General features: G+C 67.9%; 17 protein-coding genes. 4 read left to right on the top strand and 13 right to left on the bottom strand.

The features are described from left to right. Positions 1–25: 25 nt before the first annotated feature. The 6 genes from BDK89_RS10385 to BDK89_RS10360 all read right to left on the bottom strand — a co-directional run bounded on the left by BDK89_RS10385 (position 26) and on the right by BDK89_RS10360 (position 7,091). A complete protein-coding gene (locus tag BDK89_RS10385) occupies positions 26–1,006 on the bottom strand; it encodes a DNA-3-methyladenine glycosylase family protein (RefSeq protein WP_133868883.1) in 981 nt (326 codons plus the stop codon). Then, entirely contained in the window at positions 960–1,967 is a 1,008-nt protein-coding gene (locus tag BDK89_RS10380; protein ID WP_133868882.1) for an ABC transporter ATP-binding protein, read from the bottom strand. Before BDK89_RS10380 ends, BDK89_RS10385 begins: the two co-directional genes overlap by 47 nt. After that, a complete protein-coding gene (locus BDK89_RS10375) occupies positions 1,967–3,049 on the bottom strand; it encodes an ABC transporter ATP-binding protein (protein WP_133868881.1) in 1,083 nt (360 codons plus the stop codon). Before BDK89_RS10375 ends, BDK89_RS10380 begins: the two co-directional genes overlap by 1 nt. Then, the gene (locus tag BDK89_RS10370; protein ID WP_133868880.1) at positions 3,046–3,957 is read right to left on the bottom strand and encodes an ABC transporter permease; all 912 of its coding nucleotides are present in this window, start codon (positions 3,955–3,957) and stop codon (positions 3,046–3,048) included. The genes BDK89_RS10375 and BDK89_RS10370 overlap by 4 nt, the downstream gene beginning before the upstream one ends. Then, positions 3,954–5,156: an ABC transporter permease gene (locus BDK89_RS10365; RefSeq protein WP_133868879.1), complete on the bottom strand. Its 1,203-nt coding sequence runs from the start codon at positions 5,154–5,156 to the stop codon at positions 3,954–3,956. The genes BDK89_RS10370 and BDK89_RS10365 overlap by 4 nt, the downstream gene beginning before the upstream one ends. A gap of 75 nt (positions 5,157–5,231) precedes the next feature. Continuing rightward, positions 5,232–7,091, bottom strand: coding sequence for an ABC transporter substrate-binding protein (locus tag BDK89_RS10360; protein ID WP_133868878.1), 1,860 nt, complete (start codon positions 7,089–7,091; stop codon positions 5,232–5,234). A gap of 223 nt (positions 7,092–7,314) precedes the next feature. On the opposite strand from BDK89_RS10360, the gene BDK89_RS10355 reads away from it, so the two are divergent. Further along, entirely contained in the window at positions 7,315–8,148 is an 834-nt protein-coding gene (locus BDK89_RS10355; RefSeq protein ID WP_133868877.1) for a PPK2 family polyphosphate kinase, read from the top strand. Positions 8,149–8,230: 82 nt separating this feature from the next. After that, complete coding sequence (locus tag BDK89_RS10350) at positions 8,231–8,728, top strand: phosphoribosyltransferase (protein WP_133868876.1); 498 nt, start codon at positions 8,231–8,233, stop codon at positions 8,726–8,728. 9 nt (positions 8,729–8,737) lie between these two features. Here BDK89_RS10350 and BDK89_RS10345 read toward each other — a convergent pair whose 3' ends face one another. Continuing rightward, complete coding sequence (locus BDK89_RS10345) at positions 8,738–9,793, bottom strand: site-2 protease family protein (RefSeq protein ID WP_166657509.1); 1,056 nt, start codon at positions 9,791–9,793, stop codon at positions 8,738–8,740. Between the two features lie 175 nt (positions 9,794–9,968). On the opposite strand from BDK89_RS10345, the gene BDK89_RS10340 reads away from it, so the two are divergent. Further along, a complete protein-coding gene (locus BDK89_RS10340; RefSeq protein ID WP_133868874.1) occupies positions 9,969–11,231 on the top strand; it encodes a Zn-dependent hydrolase in 1,263 nt (420 codons plus the stop codon). A gap of 75 nt (positions 11,232–11,306) precedes the next feature. On the opposite strand, the gene BDK89_RS10335 is transcribed toward BDK89_RS10340, so the two are convergent. The 3 genes from BDK89_RS10335 to BDK89_RS10320 all read right to left on the bottom strand — a co-directional run bounded on the left by BDK89_RS10335 (position 11,307) and on the right by BDK89_RS10320 (position 14,345). Next, positions 11,307–12,590, bottom strand: a complete 1,284-nt coding sequence (locus tag BDK89_RS10335; protein ID WP_166657508.1) for a substrate-binding domain-containing protein — start codon at positions 12,588–12,590, stop codon at positions 11,307–11,309. A gap of 70 nt (positions 12,591–12,660) precedes the next feature. Beyond that, positions 12,661–13,563 carry an ABC transporter permease gene (locus BDK89_RS10325; RefSeq protein WP_166657507.1) on the bottom strand — a complete coding sequence of 301 codons (903 nt, stop codon included), beginning with the start codon at positions 13,561–13,563 and terminating at the stop codon, positions 12,661–12,663. 32 nt (positions 13,564–13,595) lie between these two features. Continuing rightward, positions 13,596–14,345 carry an SDR family NAD(P)-dependent oxidoreductase gene (locus tag BDK89_RS10320; RefSeq protein ID WP_208294027.1) on the bottom strand — a complete coding sequence of 250 codons (750 nt, stop codon included), beginning with the start codon at positions 14,343–14,345 and terminating at the stop codon, positions 13,596–13,598. A gap of 126 nt (positions 14,346–14,471) precedes the next feature. Here BDK89_RS10320 and BDK89_RS10315 point away from each other — a divergent pair, with 126 nt between their 5' ends. Further along, positions 14,472–16,034: a phytoene desaturase family protein gene (locus BDK89_RS10315; RefSeq protein ID WP_133868871.1), complete on the top strand. Its 1,563-nt coding sequence runs from the start codon at positions 14,472–14,474 to the stop codon at positions 16,032–16,034. A 15-nt stretch (positions 16,035–16,049) separates the two neighbouring features. On the opposite strand, the gene BDK89_RS10310 is transcribed toward BDK89_RS10315, so the two are convergent. The 3 genes from BDK89_RS10310 to BDK89_RS10300 all read right to left on the bottom strand — a co-directional run bounded on the left by BDK89_RS10310 (position 16,050) and on the right by BDK89_RS10300 (position 18,495). Beyond that, entirely contained in the window at positions 16,050–16,751 is a 702-nt protein-coding gene (locus BDK89_RS10310; protein ID WP_133871050.1) for an ABC transporter ATP-binding protein, read from the bottom strand. Positions 16,752–16,933: 182 nt separating this feature from the next. Then, positions 16,934–17,725: a phosphodiesterase gene (locus tag BDK89_RS10305; RefSeq protein ID WP_133868870.1), complete on the bottom strand. Its 792-nt coding sequence runs from the start codon at positions 17,723–17,725 to the stop codon at positions 16,934–16,936. Continuing rightward, positions 17,725–18,495, bottom strand: a complete 771-nt coding sequence (locus BDK89_RS10300; protein WP_133868869.1) for a creatininase family protein — start codon at positions 18,493–18,495, stop codon at positions 17,725–17,727. The genes BDK89_RS10305 and BDK89_RS10300 overlap by 1 nt, the downstream gene beginning before the upstream one ends. Positions 18,496–18,502: the final 7 nt, after the last annotated feature.

Here is an 18,502-nt window from a genome sequence, read left to right as displayed (position 1 = left end):
GCAGCATGCTAACGAGCGGCACCGTTCACCACTTGGACATGGGCAGGATTCGCTGACGGGGCCCGAACTTCGGCGCCGAGCCCGTGGCTCGTACGACGGCGTACATCACCCGACCTCGCTGGCCGCGGTACGGAGCGAGGAGCTCGAGCATCCGGTCGTCGTCGGCACGGGCTTCACCGGCCAGCGCCCACGCCACGACGTTGGCGTAGTGGTAGTCGCCGACGACGACGGCGTCGGGGTCGCCGAGCGCAAGGCCGCGCACCGTGCCGGCGGTCCACGGACCGACGCCGGGGATGAGCGTCATCTTGGCGGCCGCGTCGGCGGGGGAGAGGTCGGCCCAGGCGAACAGCTTCTGGGGATGTCGGGCGACCTCGGTCAAGGCTCGGGCACGCTTGTCCTCGATCCCGAGCGGGTGGAACCACCAGGTCGGCCGCCGGTACAGCGTCGCCGGTGCGGGCGGCAACCGCAGCTCGCCGGCCACCTCGGGCGGGCCGGGCGCCGGTTCACCGAGTTCTCGGACCAGGCGGTGCCATTGGCGCAGCGCTTCACCGCCGGTGATCCGCTGGCCGATGATCGTCGGGAGCAGCTCGTGGTACAGCGTGCCGGACGCACCGAGGCGGATCGTCCGCGACGCGGCCAACGCGGCGACGACCGGGCGGTCGGACTCCTCGGGCTCCTCGATCTCGACCACCTGGTCCCGCCGACCGGTGAGCGCATCGACCCGGGCGAGGAGCCAATCGGCGCCGGGCCCCCACGCGCCGGCGTCGAGCCCGTCGTCGTCGACCGGCGCCGGGTCGGCGCGCCACGTCAACTGGAGCGTGCCGGGGCCGTCGGGGGTCAGGGTCGCTCGGCGGAATCGGCCGGGTTCGAGTCGGGTCGTCGGGTCGCCGCCGCCGATCTGGTAGGCGCCGAGCGTGCGGCGCAGCGAGCGCGGCGCCTCGACGGTTCGCCAGGTGGCTTCAGGAGCCGATCGTGACGGGGGTGACGTTCGGGTGATGACACGCAACGTAGTGCGCGGGTGCGATCTCGCGGATCTCGGGTTCGGCCGTCGAACACACCTCGGTCGCGTTCGGACACCGGGGATGGAACCGGCACCCGGACGGGGGAGCCACCGGCGACGGCGGTTCGCCGATCGCCGCAGCCTGACCGACGGCAATATCGGGATCGGGGATCGGGATCGACTCGACGAGCACGTTGGTGTACGGGTGCGCAGGCTGGGCGTACAAGTCGTCGCTGGCGGCGATCTCGCACAACTTGCCGAGGTACATCACCGCGACCCGGTCGGAGATGTTCTTGACGACGGCGAGGTCGTGAGCGATGAAGATCAGGGTGAGGCCGTACTCCTCCTTCAGATCTTCGAGCAGGTTCAGGACCTGCGCCTGGACACTCACGTCGAGCGCCGACACGGGCTCGTCGCAGATGATCATCGTCGGGTCGAGCACGAGCGACCGAGCGATCGAGATGCGCTGACACTGGCCGCCCGAGAACTCGTGCGGACGGCTCTCGGCGGCGCGCGCCGGATCGATACCGACCTGTTCGAGCGTGGCATCGACGAGATCGAGTCGCTCCTGCTTCGTGCCGCGGTTCCAGATGTCGAGCGGATCCTTGACGCTGTCGCGCACCTTGCGTCGCGGGTTGAGGCTCGAGATCGGGTCCTGGAAGATCATCTGGATCTTCGTGCGTGCCGATCGGAGTTCCTCGGCCGACAGTGACGTGAGGTCACGGCCCTGGAAGACGACCGAACCCGACGTGGGTTCGTTGATCTGCATGATCGCCCGACCCGTCGTCGACTTACCGCACCCGGACTCACCGACGATGCCGAGCGTCTCACCGGGCATCACGTCGAAGCTGATGCCGGCGACGGCGCTCACCGTCTGGTTGCGACCGATCGGGAACTCGACGACGAGGTCTTCGACGCGCAGCACGGCGTCGCCCTCGCGGAGGTGTGCGGTGCCGGTGCCGGCCATCAGCGACCACCCCCGAGCTGGACGCCGGTCGTGGTCGCCGCCATGATCTCGGCGTCACGCTCCTGGAACTCGGGCGAGCCCACCGGGAACCAGCACGCGTAGACGTGGTCCGGGGACGTGTCGGCGGTGACCAACGGCGGCTCCTCCTGCAGGCACTTGTCGCGCGCGTAGGCGCAGCGGGGCGCGAAGCGGCACCCCTTCGGCGGGTTGACGAGATCGGGTGGCCGGCCGGGGATCGTGACCAGCCGGGTGTGGCTCGGGTCGTCGAGCTTGGGGATGGAACGCATCAGCGACTTCGTGTACGGCATCCGCATGTTGGCGAACAGCTCGCGGGTCGGGGCCTTCTCGACCAGACGCCCGCCGTACATCACAGCGATCTCGTCGGTGTGGCCGGCCACCACGCCGAGGTCGTGGGTCACGAGGATCACCGACATGTTGCGCTCGCGTCGCTGCTCGCCGATCAGCTCGAGGATCTGCGCCTGCACCGTCACGTCGAGTGCCGTCGTCGGCTCGTCGGCGAAGAGCAGGGTCGGTCCGCACGCCATGGCGATCGCGATCATGACTCGTTGGCGCATGCCGCCCGACAGCTCGTGCGGGTATTGATCGAGGCGCTTCGTGGCCTCGGGGATGTGGACGTCTCGCAGCAGGCGCTCGGCCGTCTCGCGGGCCGCTCGGCGGTCGAGTCCGAGGTGGATCTGCAACGGCTCCTCGATCTGCTTGCCGATCTTCATGAGCGGGTTGAGTGACACCATCGGGTTCTGGAAGACCATCGACATCTCGCGACCCCACAGATGCCGCATCTGCTTCGAGTCGAGGCCGAGTACCTCCTGGCCGGCAAACCGGACCGAACCCGAGTTGACGGCGTTCGAGGGCAGCAGGCCCATGATCGTGCGGCTGAGGACCGTCTTGCCGGAGCCGGATTCACCGACGACGCCGAGCGCCTTGCCGCGGGCCAGGCTGAAGGTGACGCCGTCGACGGCGCGCACGAGGCCTCGTTCGGTTCGGAAGTGGGTCTTCAGATCGGCGACCTCGAGGAGCGTGCCATCGGGGACCCGGCCCTCGGACTGGAGATGGGTACTCACAGCGAGACCTCCCGGACGTCGAAGTACTCACGAACACGGTCGCCGGCGAAGTTCAGCGCCAGCACGGTGAGGAACAGGATGAGGATCGGCCCCATCGAGATCCATGGCGCCTCCTGCAGGTCGCGGCTGCCGGAGCCGAGCTGGATCAGCTTGCCCCACGTGAGTTCCTGTTCGACGGAGAGACCGAGGAACGCGAGCGCACCTTCGGCCACGATCGCGACGGCCATGCCGAGCAGGCCCAACGCACCCATCGGGATGAGGACGTTGGGCAACAACTCACGAACCATGATCCGGCCGTGCTTGGCGCCGAGTGTGCGTGAGGCGAGGACGAACTCGCGCTCGGAGTACTGGATCGTCGTCGCTCGGGCGAGCCGGCCGACGGGGGCGATCGACAAGAAGCCCAGGGTGCCGGCCACCGTGCGGAGGCTGCGGTCGAGGAGCGCCGTGATCAAGATCGCGAGCACGAGCGCCGGGAACGACAGCAAGACGAGGAAGACGAACGAGATCGCCCGGTCGAACCAGCCACGGAGGTAGCCGGCGAGCAACCCGAGGGTGCCGCCGATCAGCATGCCGCAGGCGATCGCCACGAAACCGACGACCAGCGACACCCGTGCGCCCCAGATGGTGCGAGAGAACACGTCTTTCGCGTCGTTGTCGGAGCCGAACCAGAAGTCGGCGCTGGGCGGGTACGGAGGTCGACCGAGATCGCGGTCGATGTAGTTCGCATCGGGATCCTTGAGCCCGAGGTAGGGCGCCAGGATCGCGGCCAGGACGATGATGACCAGCCAGGCGATCGAGACCCAGAAGCCGACACCGAGGGTGCGGCGGGTCTTCATCGACTCGCTGGGTTCGTCCTCGAGGATGACGTCGGCGGCGACGAGCGCCGGGGATTCGGGGAGATCGCTCATGTCCGGACCCTCGGGTCGATCAGGGTGTAGATCACGTCGATGATGATGTTCACCATCACGAACGCAAAGGCGACGATCATGACGATCGCCAACACGACCGGGAAGTCCTCGACCAGCACCGCCTCGACGATCGCCGAGCCGAGGCCGGGAACACGGAAAATGTTCTCCACGACCAGCGCTCCACCGATGAGCGCGCCGGTGTTGATCCCGAACACGGTGATGAACGAGAACAGCGACGGCCGCAGGGCGTGCTTCATCAGCACGTCGCGCCGGCTGACGCCCTTGGCGCGAGCCATGAGGATGAAGTCCTCCTGGAGCGTGGTGATCAGGTCGGTGCGCAGCAGTCGCTGGTACACGGCGGCGGCGGGGAGTGCGATCGTGAGCGCCGGCAGGAACAGCTGGTACATGCGCTGGTAGAAGGGGTCGCCGGCGTTGAACGTCTGCGGGAACCAGCCGAGCTGGATCGCGAACACGTATTTGAGGATGACGCCGAGTGCGAAGTTCGGCAGGGCGATGATGAGGAACGTGGTGATCGTCGACACCCGGTCGACGGGCTTGTTCGCCTTCGCCGCGGAGATGAGCGCCCACGGGATGGCGATGATCGTCGCCATGATCTGGGCCATCACGAGGAGGGCGAACGAGCGGGGGAGTCGCTCCTTGATGAGGTCGGTGACGGGCGGCTCACCGGTCTTGGAGAACTGCGGTCCCATGTCGCCCTGGACGAAGTCGGTGAGCCACGAGACGTACCGAACCGGGAGCGGCTGATCGAGATAGAACTCTTCCTCGGCCGCCTCGACGTCGGCCAACTGGCTCGGCTCGGGGCCGTTCTGGACGAACTGGCCCGGTACGACACCGCCGACGATGGTGATGGTGGAGCCTGTCTCGTCGACGGCGTCCATACCCGCGATCGTGTCGGCCCGCTTGGGCAGGGTGTCGCCGGTGACCACGAGCACGGCCTCGCCGTGATCGAGCGTCTCGACCCCCTCGACGATCGTGTACGAGCCCGACGGGATGTCGCCCTGGGTCCGCAGGGCATACCCGTCGGCCTGTGCCGTGCCCTGGAGATCCTTTGCCCCGGACACCGGTCCGAGGATGTTGAACAACGGGTCGCCGAGGACGTTCATCGCGCCGAACGTCAGCATGCTGACGGCCAGCAGCAGCAGAACGGCCATACCCGCGCGTTGCAGCCAGTAGTTCATCTCACCTCAATCGGCCGGTGCGGGCCCGTGATGGGACCCGCACCGGCAATCGTCATCGTTGCAGAACGGACCCGGTCACTCGATCCAGATGGAGCTGAACCAGTTGGCGCCGTTCGACGAGCACTTCAGCGTGACCTCGGGGTCGCCCGGGGCGGTGCGGTTGCAAACGCCCTTCACGTTCTCGGCGAACGCGTTGTCCCAGAGGGTGTGGTTGAAGAAGACGTACAGGTAGTCCTGGTTGATCTTCTCGGTGAGCTGCTGCCACAGCGGGACCTGATCGTCGGGGTTCGGGGTCGCCATGATCTCGAGGATGATCGCGTCGCGTTCCTCGTCGCAGAAGCGGGGCCAGTTGAGCGAGATGCCGCCGATGTTGCGGCACATCAACCAGACACGGTCGTCGGCCGGGTTGGTGGCGCCGAACTGACGCCAGGTGTTGACGTTGTACTGACCGAACGCGGTCTGGCTGACGTGCTCGTCCTGGAGCAGCTCGTCGAAGGTGACGTTGAAGCCGGCCTCGGTCCACGACTCGTTCAGGAGCTCCGCGATGCGGGTCTGCACGGTCGAGGGGCCCGACCACTGCAGCTCGATGTTGATCTTGCCGTCGGTGCACGCCGGCGTGCCGAGCACGGTGTTCTCGTCGCCCGCACGCTCACCGCAGTACTCGGCGACGAGCGCCTGGGCACCTTCGATGTCGTCGTGTTCCTGCACCACGTCCGGGTTGTAGAACGGGCTGTCGGGCGTGAACATCTGCTCCGCCGGTCGGTTGACACCGAGGGCGATCAGCTCGTTGTAGAGGTCGACCGGGGTGGCCAACGTGAGCGCCTTGCGAGCACGGATGTCGTCGAACGGGGCGCTCGCCGTGTTCATCATCGCGAACGACTCCTCGCTCGCGTCGTTGAGCACGTTCTGGATCGAGCCGTCCTCGGTCAGGTCGAGCACCGACGCCTGGTTGGTCGTCTGGAGCGCATCGAGCTCACCACCGAACAGCAGCTCGGTCCGCGAGTCGGGATCGGGCACCGGCAGGAACTCGACGGCGTCGAGGTAGACCTCGCCGTTCCACCAGTTGTCGTTGCGGACGAACCGGGTGACCGAGTCCTCGCTGCGGCTCTCGAACACGAACGGGCCGGTGCCGACCGGCGCCTGGTTGAGCGAGCCGTCGGCGAGTGCGGCCTCGAGCCACGTCGGCGACGCCATCAGGCCGAGCTGGCCGGTGAGTGCCGTCGGGAAGTTGGCGTTCGGGTCGAGCATCGTGAACGTGACCGTGAGGTCGTCGACGACCGTGGTGGCGCCTTCCTCGGGGAAGTACGGCTTCACGGCCAGGCCGACGAGCGGGTGGGCGCGCTGGGCCTCGAAGTTGACCACGACCGCTTCGGCGTTCAGCGGCGTGCCGTCGTGGAAGGTGATGCCTTCTCGGAGCTTCACCGTCCACTGGGTGAAGTCGTCGTTCGGCGTGAACGATTCGGCGAGGTACGGCACCCAGTCGCCGTCGGTGGTGCTCGCCGCCAGGGTGTCGAACACGGCGAACGACATCGTGATGCCCGGTGCCGACAGGCTCGACGCCGTCGGATTGAGGCCGTTCACGTCGGCTTCCAGTCCGTAGCGGAGTGTGCCGCCCGTGACCGGGTCGGTGTTCTCCTCCTCGGCGATCGTGATGTCGATCGCCTCCTCGCGGTCTTCGCCGGACTCCTCGACGGCCTCGGCTGCGTCAGCGGGCTCGTCGGCATCGCTGTCGTCGGACCCCGAGTCGTCGGAGTCCGAGTCGTCGCTGTCGTCGGAGCCCGAGTCGTCCGAGCCCGAGTCGTCCTGTTCGGACGAGTCGTCGGTCCCGGCGTCGTCGTCGGAGTCGCCTCCGCCGCAGGCCGTGAAGACCAGGCCGGCCGCCACGGCGAGCGCCGCGAGACGGCGCCGCACGGCAGGTCGTTGCTGTGTGCTCATCGTGAGAGATATCCCCCTGGGTGTCGCCGCAGCCCGTTCGGGCTGCAGATGTGACGGACGTTACAACAGGCCGGCGTCGCCATCCCAACACCACCGGACGTCCTTGACAGGGCGCCCATGGTCGTGCACGGAGGGCATTGGTCTGACCATTTGCGTCACCCTACGCGCGTGTTCAGATGCCACACGCAATCGTGCATTCGTGATCGGGACTACGGTCGGTGCCATGCCCGACCACGCCCATGAACCGCTCGACGATCGCGAGGTGCTCGCCGCCTGCCGGGTGCATTCCGACACCGCACTCGCCGACCACGATCCGCGCGCCACGTTCGGTTGGGACAAGGATGCGGCGAAGGATCGGTTCCGGATCGTCGCCGACGAGGTGTCGGAGCTCCAGAAGCGTCTTTTCGCCGCCGACGAACGAGCGCTGCTCATGGTCCTCCAGGGCATCGACGCCGGCGGCAAGGGCGGCACGATCCGGTCGGTGATGAACCGACTCAACCCCGCCGGCGTGTCGGTGCACGGTTTCGGTGTGCCGTCCGACGAGGAGCGCGCGCACGACTTCTTGTGGCGAATCCACGACCATGCCCCCGAACGCGGCAAGATCGCCGTGTTCGATCGGAGTCATTACGAAGACGTGCTCGTCGTCCGCGTGAAGGATCTCGTCCCCGAACCGGTCTGGCGTAAGCGCTACGAGCACATCCGGAACTTCGAGGAGTTGCTCGACGACGAGGGCACGACGGTCGTCAAGTTCTTCCTCGACGTCTCGAAGGAGAAGCAGCGTGAGCGGCTCCAGGACCGGATCGACGATCCCGACGAACGCTGGAAGTTCCGCAAGGGCGATCTCGACGACCGAGTGATGTGGGACGACTACCAGGCCGCGTTCCAGGAGGCACTTCGCGAGACGTCGACCGACGCTGCCCCTTGGTACGTCGTCCCGGGCGACCGGAAATGGGTGCGCAACCTCGTCGTCGCTCTGGCGCTGCGCCACCATCTCGAGCAGATCGGGCCCGAGTACCCGCCGGCCGAGGAGGACATCGACGGCCTCGTCGTCGAGTGAAGCAGGTCGCTCACCCGAACCGGCGTCGACGTGACGAGCGGCCTGACCGGCCCGGCCGACCGATCCTGTAGCGTCAGCGTGCATGTCGGAAGAGCGTGAGATCCTGACCTGGGACAAGTTCGGCGAGGCGTCGCGAGCCCTCGCCCAGATGGTGGCCGATGACGGCTACGAGCCCGACATGGTGCTCTCCATCGCCCGGGGCGGTCTGCTCATCGGCGGAGCGATGGGCTATGCGCTGTCGGTCAAGAACACCTACACGATGAACGTCGAGTTCTACACGGGCGTCGACGAGCGCCTCGAGGTGCCCCGTATCCTGCCGCCGGCGCCCGACTTCGTCGACCTGCACGACGCCAAGATCCTCATCGTCGACGACGTCGCCGACACCGGCCACACGCTCAAGAGCGTCGAGGAGTTCTGCGAGGGCAAGGTCGGCGAGGTCCGCACCGCCGTGATCTACGAGAAGTCCCACTCGGTCGTCAAGTGCGACTACGTCTGGAAGCGCACCGACCTCTGGATCAACTTCCCGTGGAGCGATCAGCCGCCCGTCACCAAGCGCGACTGGTCGGTCGCCGACGCCTGAGCGCGTCGCTCACCGTTGCGCCGGGCGCAGCCGGTCGAGCAGCCGCTCGGGTGAGATCAGCCCCACCATCCGCTCGTCGCGCCACACGGTCACCGCAGGCCGTCTCGGGTCGAGCCGGGGCAGCACGCTCGTGATGGGTTCGTCGGGCGACGCCCTGGTGATTCCGTCGAGCGGCACCATCAGCTGGGAGAGCAGCACCCAGGGTCGTTCCTCGGCCGGCACGTTCCAGAGCTGATCCTCCAGCACGAGACCCTGTGGGCCACCAGTGGCGTCGGTGACGACCACACCGCCGACGTTGCCGAGACGGGCGCGCTGCCAGAGCATCGAGTCGGCGTCCATGTCGGGTCCGGCTTGGGCGACGCCGTACCAGGTGAGATCGCCGACGGTGATGCCCTCGAGTCGCTCGCCGAGCTCGGCCGCACGGATCTCGACCTGGGCGTTGACGAGCACGAACAGGCCGATGACCATCATCCACAGACCGCCGTCGCTGCGAACGAGCATCAAGAACCCGACACCGGTCAGCAGCCACGCCAGCGCGGTGCCGGCTCGCCCTGCCTCGCGTGCAGCCCGGTAGCGGCTCCCGTGCTGCGACCAGCGGACCGCCTTGACGATGCGGCCACCGTCGAGCGGTGCTCCGGGCAGCAGGTTGAACGCAGCGAGGATGGCGTTGACGATCGCGAGCCACACCACGATGGCGGCGATCGGACCGTCGAACTCTCGCGCACCGGCGGACCACCAGACACCGGCGAACACGAAGGCGAGCCCGAAGCTCGCCAGCGGCCCGGCGGCAGCGATCCAGCCCTCGGCGCGTGCCGACGGCGACTCGCTCTTCAGCCGTGCGATGCCACCGAGCGCCCACAGCTGGATCGACTCGGTCTCGACGTCGTAGTGGCGGGCGGTCAGCGCGTGGGCGAACTCGTGCACGAGGATCGAGACGAGGAAGCCGACGACCCCGATCGTGGCAGCGGTCCAGCCGACGGCGCCCGCCAGGCTGGAACCGAGGAACACCGCGACGACGGCGACGCTCCAGTGCACGTTGACCCGGATGCCGAGCCACGTGCCCAACCGTAGTGATCCTCGTTGCATGGTGCTCCTGAGGGCTGACGTCGACCCTCGACGTCGGATGCAACCACCATCTTGCCACGGCGTATTCCCGGTCGTGGAGCGCCCCCGACGCCTCTCGCCCGGGAACGGTCGTCGACGATCCTCGACGACGGCGCTCGTCGGTAACGTCGAGCGGATGACGCCGGACACCGCCTCGCTGCGCATCGACACCGAACGACTCGTGAACCGGCTCGACGAACTCGGCCGGATCGGCGCGATCGACGGTCCGAACGGGGAACGCGGCTGCGCGCGACTCGCCCTCACCGACGACGATCGGGCGGGCCGCGACCTGGTGGTCACGTGGATGCGCGACCTCGGTCTGATCGTCGAGATCGACGAGATCGGCAACGTGTTCGCGACCCTGCCCGGCACCGATCCCGACCTGGCGCCGGTGATGACCGGTTCGCACATCGACACCGTGCGGACCGGTGGCCGCTTCGACGGCAACCTCGGCGTCCTGGCGGGCCTCGAGGCGATCGAAACCGTGATGACCGCCGGCGTCGAGCCGTCCCGGGGCATCACCGTCGCGTTCTTCACCGACGAGGAGGGCGCCCGTTTCCCGCCCGACATGCTCGGCAGCCTCGTGTACGTCGGCGGGATGGCGCTCGAGGAGGCGCTCGACGTGCGAGCGGTCGACGACGACGCTCGACTCGGCGACGAGCTGTCCCGCATCGGTTATGCCGGGCCGTTGCCGGCCCCGGCCGCCCGATTCCCGCACGCGTTCGTGGAGTTACACATCGAGCAGGGCCCCATCCTCGAGGACGAGGGCGTGACGATCGGCGTCGTCGAGGGCGTGCAGGGCATCAGCTGGACCGAGCTGACGATCACCGGTCGATCGGCCCACGCCGGCACCACACCGATGCGGCTCCGCCGCGACCCGCTGCTCGCCGGGGCACGGATCGCCGACGGCGTCCGTCGGATCGCCGACGAGATCGGTGGCGACCAGGTCGCCACCGTCGGTCGGTTCGAGCCGCACCCGAACCTGGTCAACGTGGTGGCACAGTCGGTCGTGCTGACCGTCGATCTGAGGAACACGAGCGAGGCCGTGCTCTGCGACGCCGAGGCCCGATTCGCGTCGATCGTCGACGAGGTGGCCGCCGCCGAAGGGGTCACGATCGAGCGACGGACGCTCGCCCGTTTCGAGCCGGTCGAGTTCGACGCGGACATGATCGAGTGTGTCGAGGCGACGGCTCGGTCGCTCGGGCACTCGACCCGCCGCATGCCGAGCGGCGCCGGGCACGACGCCCAGATGCTCGCTCGGGTGTGTCCCACGTCGATGATCTTCACGCCGAGCATCGACGGGCTCAGTCACAACATCGCCGAGGACACCCACCCCGACGACATCGCCGCCGGCGCCAACACGCTCCTCCACGTCCTGCTCGACCGTGCCCGGATCTGACACGGTGCGGACGCGCAACGGGTGCGGCACCCGAAGGCGCCGCACCCGTTCACGAGTGTCGATGGGTTCGGTCGGTCAGAGACCGATGCTCTCGTCGATGAACTCGTTGGTCACGATGTCTTCGGGCACGAGGCCTTCCTTCGGCGCCTGGCCGAGCGACTCGTAGACCGGGATCGCGATGTCGATCAGGCCCTGGACACGGTCCATGTCGAAGTTGCCGAGCGTGTCGTCGGGTCCGTTCGAGAGGAGGCCGTCGTTGAGCATCGTCTCGACGGCGTAGGCGGCCACACCCTCGGTGTAGACCCAGCCGTTGTCGAACGCCTCGACGGCTTCGATGATCACCGTGTTGGTCTCGGCGGGATCGGTCACGTAGTCGACCGAGCTCTGCTGGATGATCGGCACGAGCTGCTCGAGGCAGGCCCGGTTCTCCTCGAGGCGGTCCGCCTTGATCGCGATCGACTCGGCGTAGTTCTCCCAGCCGGCGTCGTTGATGTAGGCGTACTCGATCGGCTTGTTCCAGTCCGGAACCTCGTTCTCGTAGATGTACGGCTCGGCCGAGCCGAAGCCCTGCTGCGCCGAGGCGCCCTGATCGGCGATGAACAGCGCCGGGGTGCCGTCGTACGAGCCGTCGACCTGATCGGCCGACAAGATCCCCGACTGGGTGAAGTAGTCCATGTACGCGGCGCCACCGAAGTAGCGGACGAGCACGCCTGCCTCACCGAGGTCTTCGATCGACTCGATCTCGGGATACGTCTCCGGATCCCAGAACAGGATCTGCGGGTTCTTCTCCATGCCGGCCATCACGGCCACGGTCGGGAACTCGGCCGAGTTCTGGATCGCCTCGTCGGTGTAGACGTAACCGAGCAAGATGTCCTCGTCGGCGTACAGCTGCGACGTCACGGTCTGGAAACCGATCGCCGGACCACCGGAGCGGATCTCGATGTCGACGCCGGTCTCGACGCCACCCGCCACCAGCGGACCGCGGACGGCGACAGCGCCAGTGTCGATCTCGTAGCCGTCACCGATCATCTCGTAGATCCAGCCGTGCTCGGCCTCGGGGTTCCAGTCGGTCTGGATGACGACGGGGGAGGGGCAGACGTCGGCGAGCGACACGCCCTCGGCTGGTTCTTCGGCCGGCTCGTCCATGTCGTCGGCGGGCTCCTCGGCCGGCTCGTCCATATCGTCCTCGGCCGGCTCGTCGGCGGGCTCCTCGGCCGGTTCCTCCGAGGGCTCCTCGGCGGGTTCTTCGGTCGGCTCGTCAGCCGGCTCGTCGGCGCTGTCGTCATCGTCACCGCACGCCGCGAGGGCGAGCGCTGCGACCACGGACATCGCTGCGAAACGTCGGGTTCGACGGGTCATGTGGTTCTCCTGTTTCTCGGTGTTCACGCTGGAGTCGTGAGCCCTCGAAGGGGCTCGGTGGGTAGGGAGATCAGGTGCCGGTGCGGCTCGTCTCGTGCCACTTGCCGATGGCGACCTTGCTGAGCCAGCCGAAGAAGACGAACACGGCGATGCCGAGCAGCGACGACAAGATGAGTGCGCCGTAGGTGAGCGGATAGAGGTTGCGGGACCGGTACTGGTCCATCAGGATCCCGATCCCCTTGCTGCCTCGGCGGAAGAACAGCTCGCCGACCACGGCGCCGATCACCGACAGGCCGGCGGCGATGCGGAATCCGGCGAAGATCGCCGGCAGCGCAGCCGGGAACTGCAGCTTGAACAGCCGCGTCGTCCGGCTGGCGCGGTGAAGGGTGAACAGGTCGTGCATCCCTTTCTCGGCCGACAACAGACCGAACAAGGTGTTCGACACGATCGGGAAGATCGAGATGATCACGCACACGAGCACGCGCGATCCGTACCCGAACCCGAAAATGCTGCCGAGGATCGGCACGATCGCCAGGATCGGCACCGCCTGCGCGGCGATGAGGTACGGCCAGAAGGCGCCCTCGAGCAGTGTCGACTGGGCCATCAGGACGGCGATCGTCATGCCGAGCACGATCGAGATACCGAGGCCGATCAGGGCGATCATGGTGGTCCATCCGAGACCGGTCAGCATCTGCTCACGCGGGACGCTGTCGAAGAACGAGTCCTTGATGACACGGTGCGGTTCGGTGATCAGGAAGCTCGGCTTGTCGAACACGTTCTCGAGCACCCAGTAGTGCATGAAGTACCAGATGCCGACGAAGACGGCGAGTCCGATCAGTGGGCCTGCGACCTTGCTCAACGCCTTCGACGAACGGCCGGCCGCCTTGGGCGGCAACATCGGCTGTCCGGCTCCGGCGGGGACGGCGCCGACGTCGGTGGCGTCGCTGATGTGGGCGGGTGAATCGGTCGTCATGGGTCGTGGGTCTCGAGGAATGTCGTAGTCGGTCAGTGCATGATCATCCCACCGGTGACGTTGAACGCCTGTCCGGTGAGATACGCCGCGCTGGGCGAGGCGAGGAAGACGGCCATGGCGGCGACGTCGTCGGGTGAGCCACATCGGCCGAGCGGCGACAGTGACGACCACCCGGCAACCATCTCCGGTGTGCGGGTGTCGGCGCCCATCTCGGTCAGCACGTAGCCGGGGCACAGCGAGTTGGCCGTGATCTGGTACTCGCCGAGCTCTTTCGCCGTCGCCTGCGTGAGCGCGATGACGGCTGCTTTCGATGCCGCGTAGTGCGACTGGCCGCGTGCGGGGTCCTTACCGCCCATGCTGGCCATGTTGACGATCCGGCCACCGGTGCCCTGGTCGATCATGCGGCGGGCGGCGACCTGTGTGGTGAGCAGCATCGACCGGGTGTTGATGTCGAACATCCGGCTCCACTGCTCGGCCTCGATGTCGAGCAAGGGGACGATCTCGAACACGCCGGCGTTGTTGACCAGCACGTCGATGCCGTCGAGCGTGTCGATCGCCTCGCTGATGCCGCGACGGGCGTCGTCGGGATCACCGAGATCGCACACCGCCGACTTCGCGCCGAGATCGGCGGCGGTATCGGCGACATCGGGGGCACGGTCGACGAGGACGACCTGATCGCCCTCGGCCACGAAGGCGCCGGCGATCGCCGCGCCGATGCCGCGGGCGGCGCCGGTCACCACGACACGGCGTGGAGCGTTGTCACTCGGAGTCATCGCTGGCATGACCCGCGCGACGTTAGCCGTCGCGTCGGGACGCGCCGTCGTCCGTCGGCGACGTGAGCGTGTACATCTTGTTTCAGAGCGGTGCGCTTTCCGAGGTCGCGGCGCCGTCGCGCTACCGTCCGCGTCATGACCACGACCGAGGCCCAGCGTGACGCCGACATCATCGTCGTGGGCGCTGGTCATAACGGCCTGATCTGCGCCGCGTATCTCGCCCGTGCGGGCCGCGACGTCCTGCTGCTCGACGCCCGGCCCGACGTCGGCGGCTGTGCGTCGACCGTGAGCGACCTCGGGGCCCGGTTCAACATCTGCAACTGCGATCACACGATGGTGCGAGCGATGCCGATCGCCGACGAACTCGACCTGGCATCGTTCGGGCTGGAGTACGTCGCCCCCGAGGTGACGAACGTGAACCGTTTCTACGACGGTTCCGACCCCTGGCTGCTCTTCCACGACGTGGACGCCCACCTCGAGGCGTTGGCACAGACGCACCCGCACGCCGTCGACGGGTACCGCCGCTACCTGGCCGACGCCGTCCCGGTCGCCGAGCTCGCGCTCGACGTGGCACGCACCAAGCCGTCGATGCGTGCGATGGCATCGACCGTCTTGCGGCGCCGCGCCGCCGGTGCAACCCGACTGCTGCGCTGGGCGCGAGCAAGTCAGGCCGACGTACTCGGTCAGTACTTCGACGACTGGCACATGATCATGCCGGCGGTGACGGGCGGCCCCAGCGTGTGGGGCGTGCCGCACACGGCGCCGGGAACGGGAACGGCAGCGGCCCTGTACGCGACCCGCCACGTCGTCAAGACCGGTCGGCCGACGGGCGGGAGCGGCGCCCTGCCCGACGCCGTGCGGCGGTCGTTCGAGGCGGCGGGTGGCCAGACGCGGGTGGGGGCGCGGGTCGAGCGTCTGCTGGTGAAGGACGGGCGGGCGTTCGGTGTCGTGCTCGACGACAGCACGACTCTGCGGGCACCGACCATCGTGGCGGCCGTCGACCCACAGCGGGTGTTCGTCGACTGGCTCGACGGCGTGCCACCGGCCGCGAGGCGAGCGGTCGAGCTGTGGCGGTCGCAGCCCGTGGCCGACGGATACGAGTCGAAGGTCGACGGTGTCGTCACCGGGACACCCCGATGGGCCGACACCGACGGGTTCGTCGATGCCGCGAATGGGGCCGATCTGCTCGCTCCGACCAACTTCCTCAACCCGAGCCCCGACGAGGTGGCCGAGGCGCACCGATTGCGCGAACGAGGCGAGGTGCACGCCAGGCCCTCGATGATGGTGAACCTGCCGTCGGTGCTCGACGAGAGCATGCGTCCGACACCGGACGAGCACGTGTTGAGCGTCGAGGTGCTGTTCACGCCGTACGACCATCCCGGTGGCTGGCCGGCGTCGGGCGAGCCGGCCCGGTGGCTCGACGTCCTCGACGGCTTCATGGAGCCGGGCACGTTGCAGGTCGATCGTTGGCGGGCGATGACACCCGACCGGTACGAGGCAGAGTTCCAGATGCACCGTGGGCACACCCCGGCTTACGGCGAAGCCCCGCTGGTGGCGTTCCTCGGTCGTCGCAAGGAACTCACCCGCTACCGCACACCGATCGACGGCTTGTTCCTCTCCGGCGCCGGCACGTTCCCGGGCGCCGGCGTGTTCGGCGCCAGTGGCCGCAACGCCGCCGACGCCGTGCTCCACCCGTGACGGCCGGACGTCGCGCTACGAGTGGGAGCCGCGGAGGGCGTGTGAGATCTCGCCGCTGAGCCGGGCGAACTCGGGGTCGAACCGCAGGTCGGGGTCACGCGGGTAGTCGAACGGCACCTGGTACTCGGCGACGATCCGCCCGGGGCGCGCCGACATGACGAGCACGCGGGTCGACATGAACACAGCCTCCGAGATCGAGTGGGTGATGAACAAGCCGGCGAACCCCTCACGCTGGAACAGCTGCTGGGTCTCGTCGTTCAGGTGTTCGCGGGTGATCTCGTCGACGGCGCCGAACGGTTCGTCGAACAGGAAGACCGGCGGCTTGAGCGTGAGCGTGCGGGCGAGGGACGCCCTCATCTTCATGCCACCCGACAGCGACTTCGGGTAGTGCTCCTCGAAGCCCTTCAGGCCGACCAGATCGATCGCTTCCTGAGCCAGCTTCGACCGCTCGGACTTCGGGAAGTCGTGCAGTTCGGCCAACAACTCGACGTTCTTCTTGACCGTGCGCCACGGCAGCAGGGTGGCGTCCTGGAACACGTACCCGAGCCGGTCGCGGTCGACCTGCACGGCGCCCGACGTGGGTTCGAGCAGACCCGAGGCGATCTTGAGGAGGGTGGACTTGCCGCAGCCGGACGGGCCGACGATGGTGACGAACTCGCCCTTCTTGACCGTGAAGCTGACGTCGCGGACCGCCTCCGTGCCGTCGGGGAACACCATGCCGGTGTGCTCGAAGGCGAGTGAGTCGGTGCGGATGTCGGTGGTCGTGTCGCTCACGGTCGGACCTCCGGCTCGGTGGGACGGCGCAGGAATTCGGCGCGGGGCATGGGGCAGCAACTTAGCCGCTGACGACGGGAGGAACCTCGGGCGGTCCACCCGAACGCAGTCGATTCATCGGGCGTTCACATCGCCCACGACGGCACCCAGGACGTGGTCTCCCGGAGCTGGACCACGTGCGACGTCAGAGACCCGCCGGTGAGCTCGTGGAGCGCGAACGCCGGCGGATCGTCGGCGTAGGTGGTGGGCCCGTCCCCGAGCCGCGCATGCAGCTGCACGGCCGTACTCGGACACGCGAATGCCACCGTGCCACCGACGGCGCGGGCGATCGGGCGGTGATAGTGCCCGCCGACGATGCCGGCGACGTGGCGGTGGCGCGAGACGATGTCGGCCTCGATGTCGGCCCCGTCGAGGCCGTACTGATCCATCGACTCGATGCCGGACGCGAAGGGCGGGTGGTGCTGCACGACGATCGCCGGGACGTCGATGCGTTCGGCGATCTGGGTGTCGAGCCAGGTGAGCTGCTCGATGGTGACGCGCCCGTCGTTGCGACCCGGCACGGTCGTGTCGAGGCAGACCAGACGGCAGTCGCCGAGATCGACGACGTGATCGATCGGATCGTCGTCGGCGGCGACCGGCAGATCGAACCGGCGACGGAGCTCGCCGCGGTCGTCGTGGTTGCCGGGTACGACGACGATCCGCTGCGGGATCCGCTCCAGCAGTCGTTCGAGCACGTCGTACTCGCCGGGACGTCCGTCGTTCGTCAGGTCGCCGGTGGCGAGCACGACGTCGATCTCGGATCCGAGTTCGGCGAGTCGGTCGACGGCTCGGCGGAGACCGTCGGTCGGGTCGACGCGGTCGGCGACGAGGTCACCCGGCTCGGTGATGTGACAGTCGGTGATCTGGGCGAAGCGCATCAGCGGCCGAAGTCGAAGGTCTTGATCTCGGCCATCTGTCGGGCGAGATGAGCAACGTTGGCCTCGAACAACCGGGCGCCGAGTTCTGCGCTGGCACCGGTGGGGTCGCCGATGTAGCCGTCGGGGTCGAAGTCGTTCGACAGCCAGCCGAACATCACGGCGCCGCCGAACTTCACGAACTCGTTCGAGTCGAGCCCCTCGGGCACCTTGCGCTCGGCCTTCGACAGGTCGACGTGTTCGGGCCGGAGGTGCATGTAGATCGACGTCTCGTGGAGGCCGCCGTGGATCCCCATGCCGAGCTCGTCCTCGGTCGACTCGCCGCCATAGGCCGGTGGGACCGACGGGTGGACGAGGAACGTCTTGAGCCCGAACTCGAGTCGGAGCTCTCGGAGCGCCGTGGCGAGGATGGTGGTGTTGCCGCCATGGCCGTTCAGCAGGACGAGCCGTTCGCACCCGGTCGTCGCGATGCTCCGGCCGAGATCGCGCAACATCGCCAGCATCGTCTCGGCCGAGAACCACAGCGTGCCGGGAGACCAGGCGTGCTCGTTCGACTTGCTGATGGAGATCGTGGGCAGCTGCCAGATGTCGAGTTCGTCGCCGACCCGGTCGACCACCGCCGTCGCCGTCTCGTGTGCGATCACGTGATCGACGGCCAGGGGCAGGTGCGGTCCGTGCTGCTCGACAGCGCCGATCGGTAACAACAGGATCGACTCGGCGGACACCCGTTCCGCGATGTCGGGTCCGGCCAAGTCTTCGTAGCGACGACTCATGGACGTC

Origin of the sequence: Ilumatobacter fluminis, assembly GCF_004364865.1 — a bacterium.
Classification (GTDB): Bacteria; Actinomycetota; Acidimicrobiia; order Acidimicrobiales; family Ilumatobacteraceae; genus Ilumatobacter; species Ilumatobacter fluminis.
The sequence above is the reverse complement of the archived record's forward strand: the minus strand, read 5'-3'. Positions and strand labels throughout refer to the sequence as shown.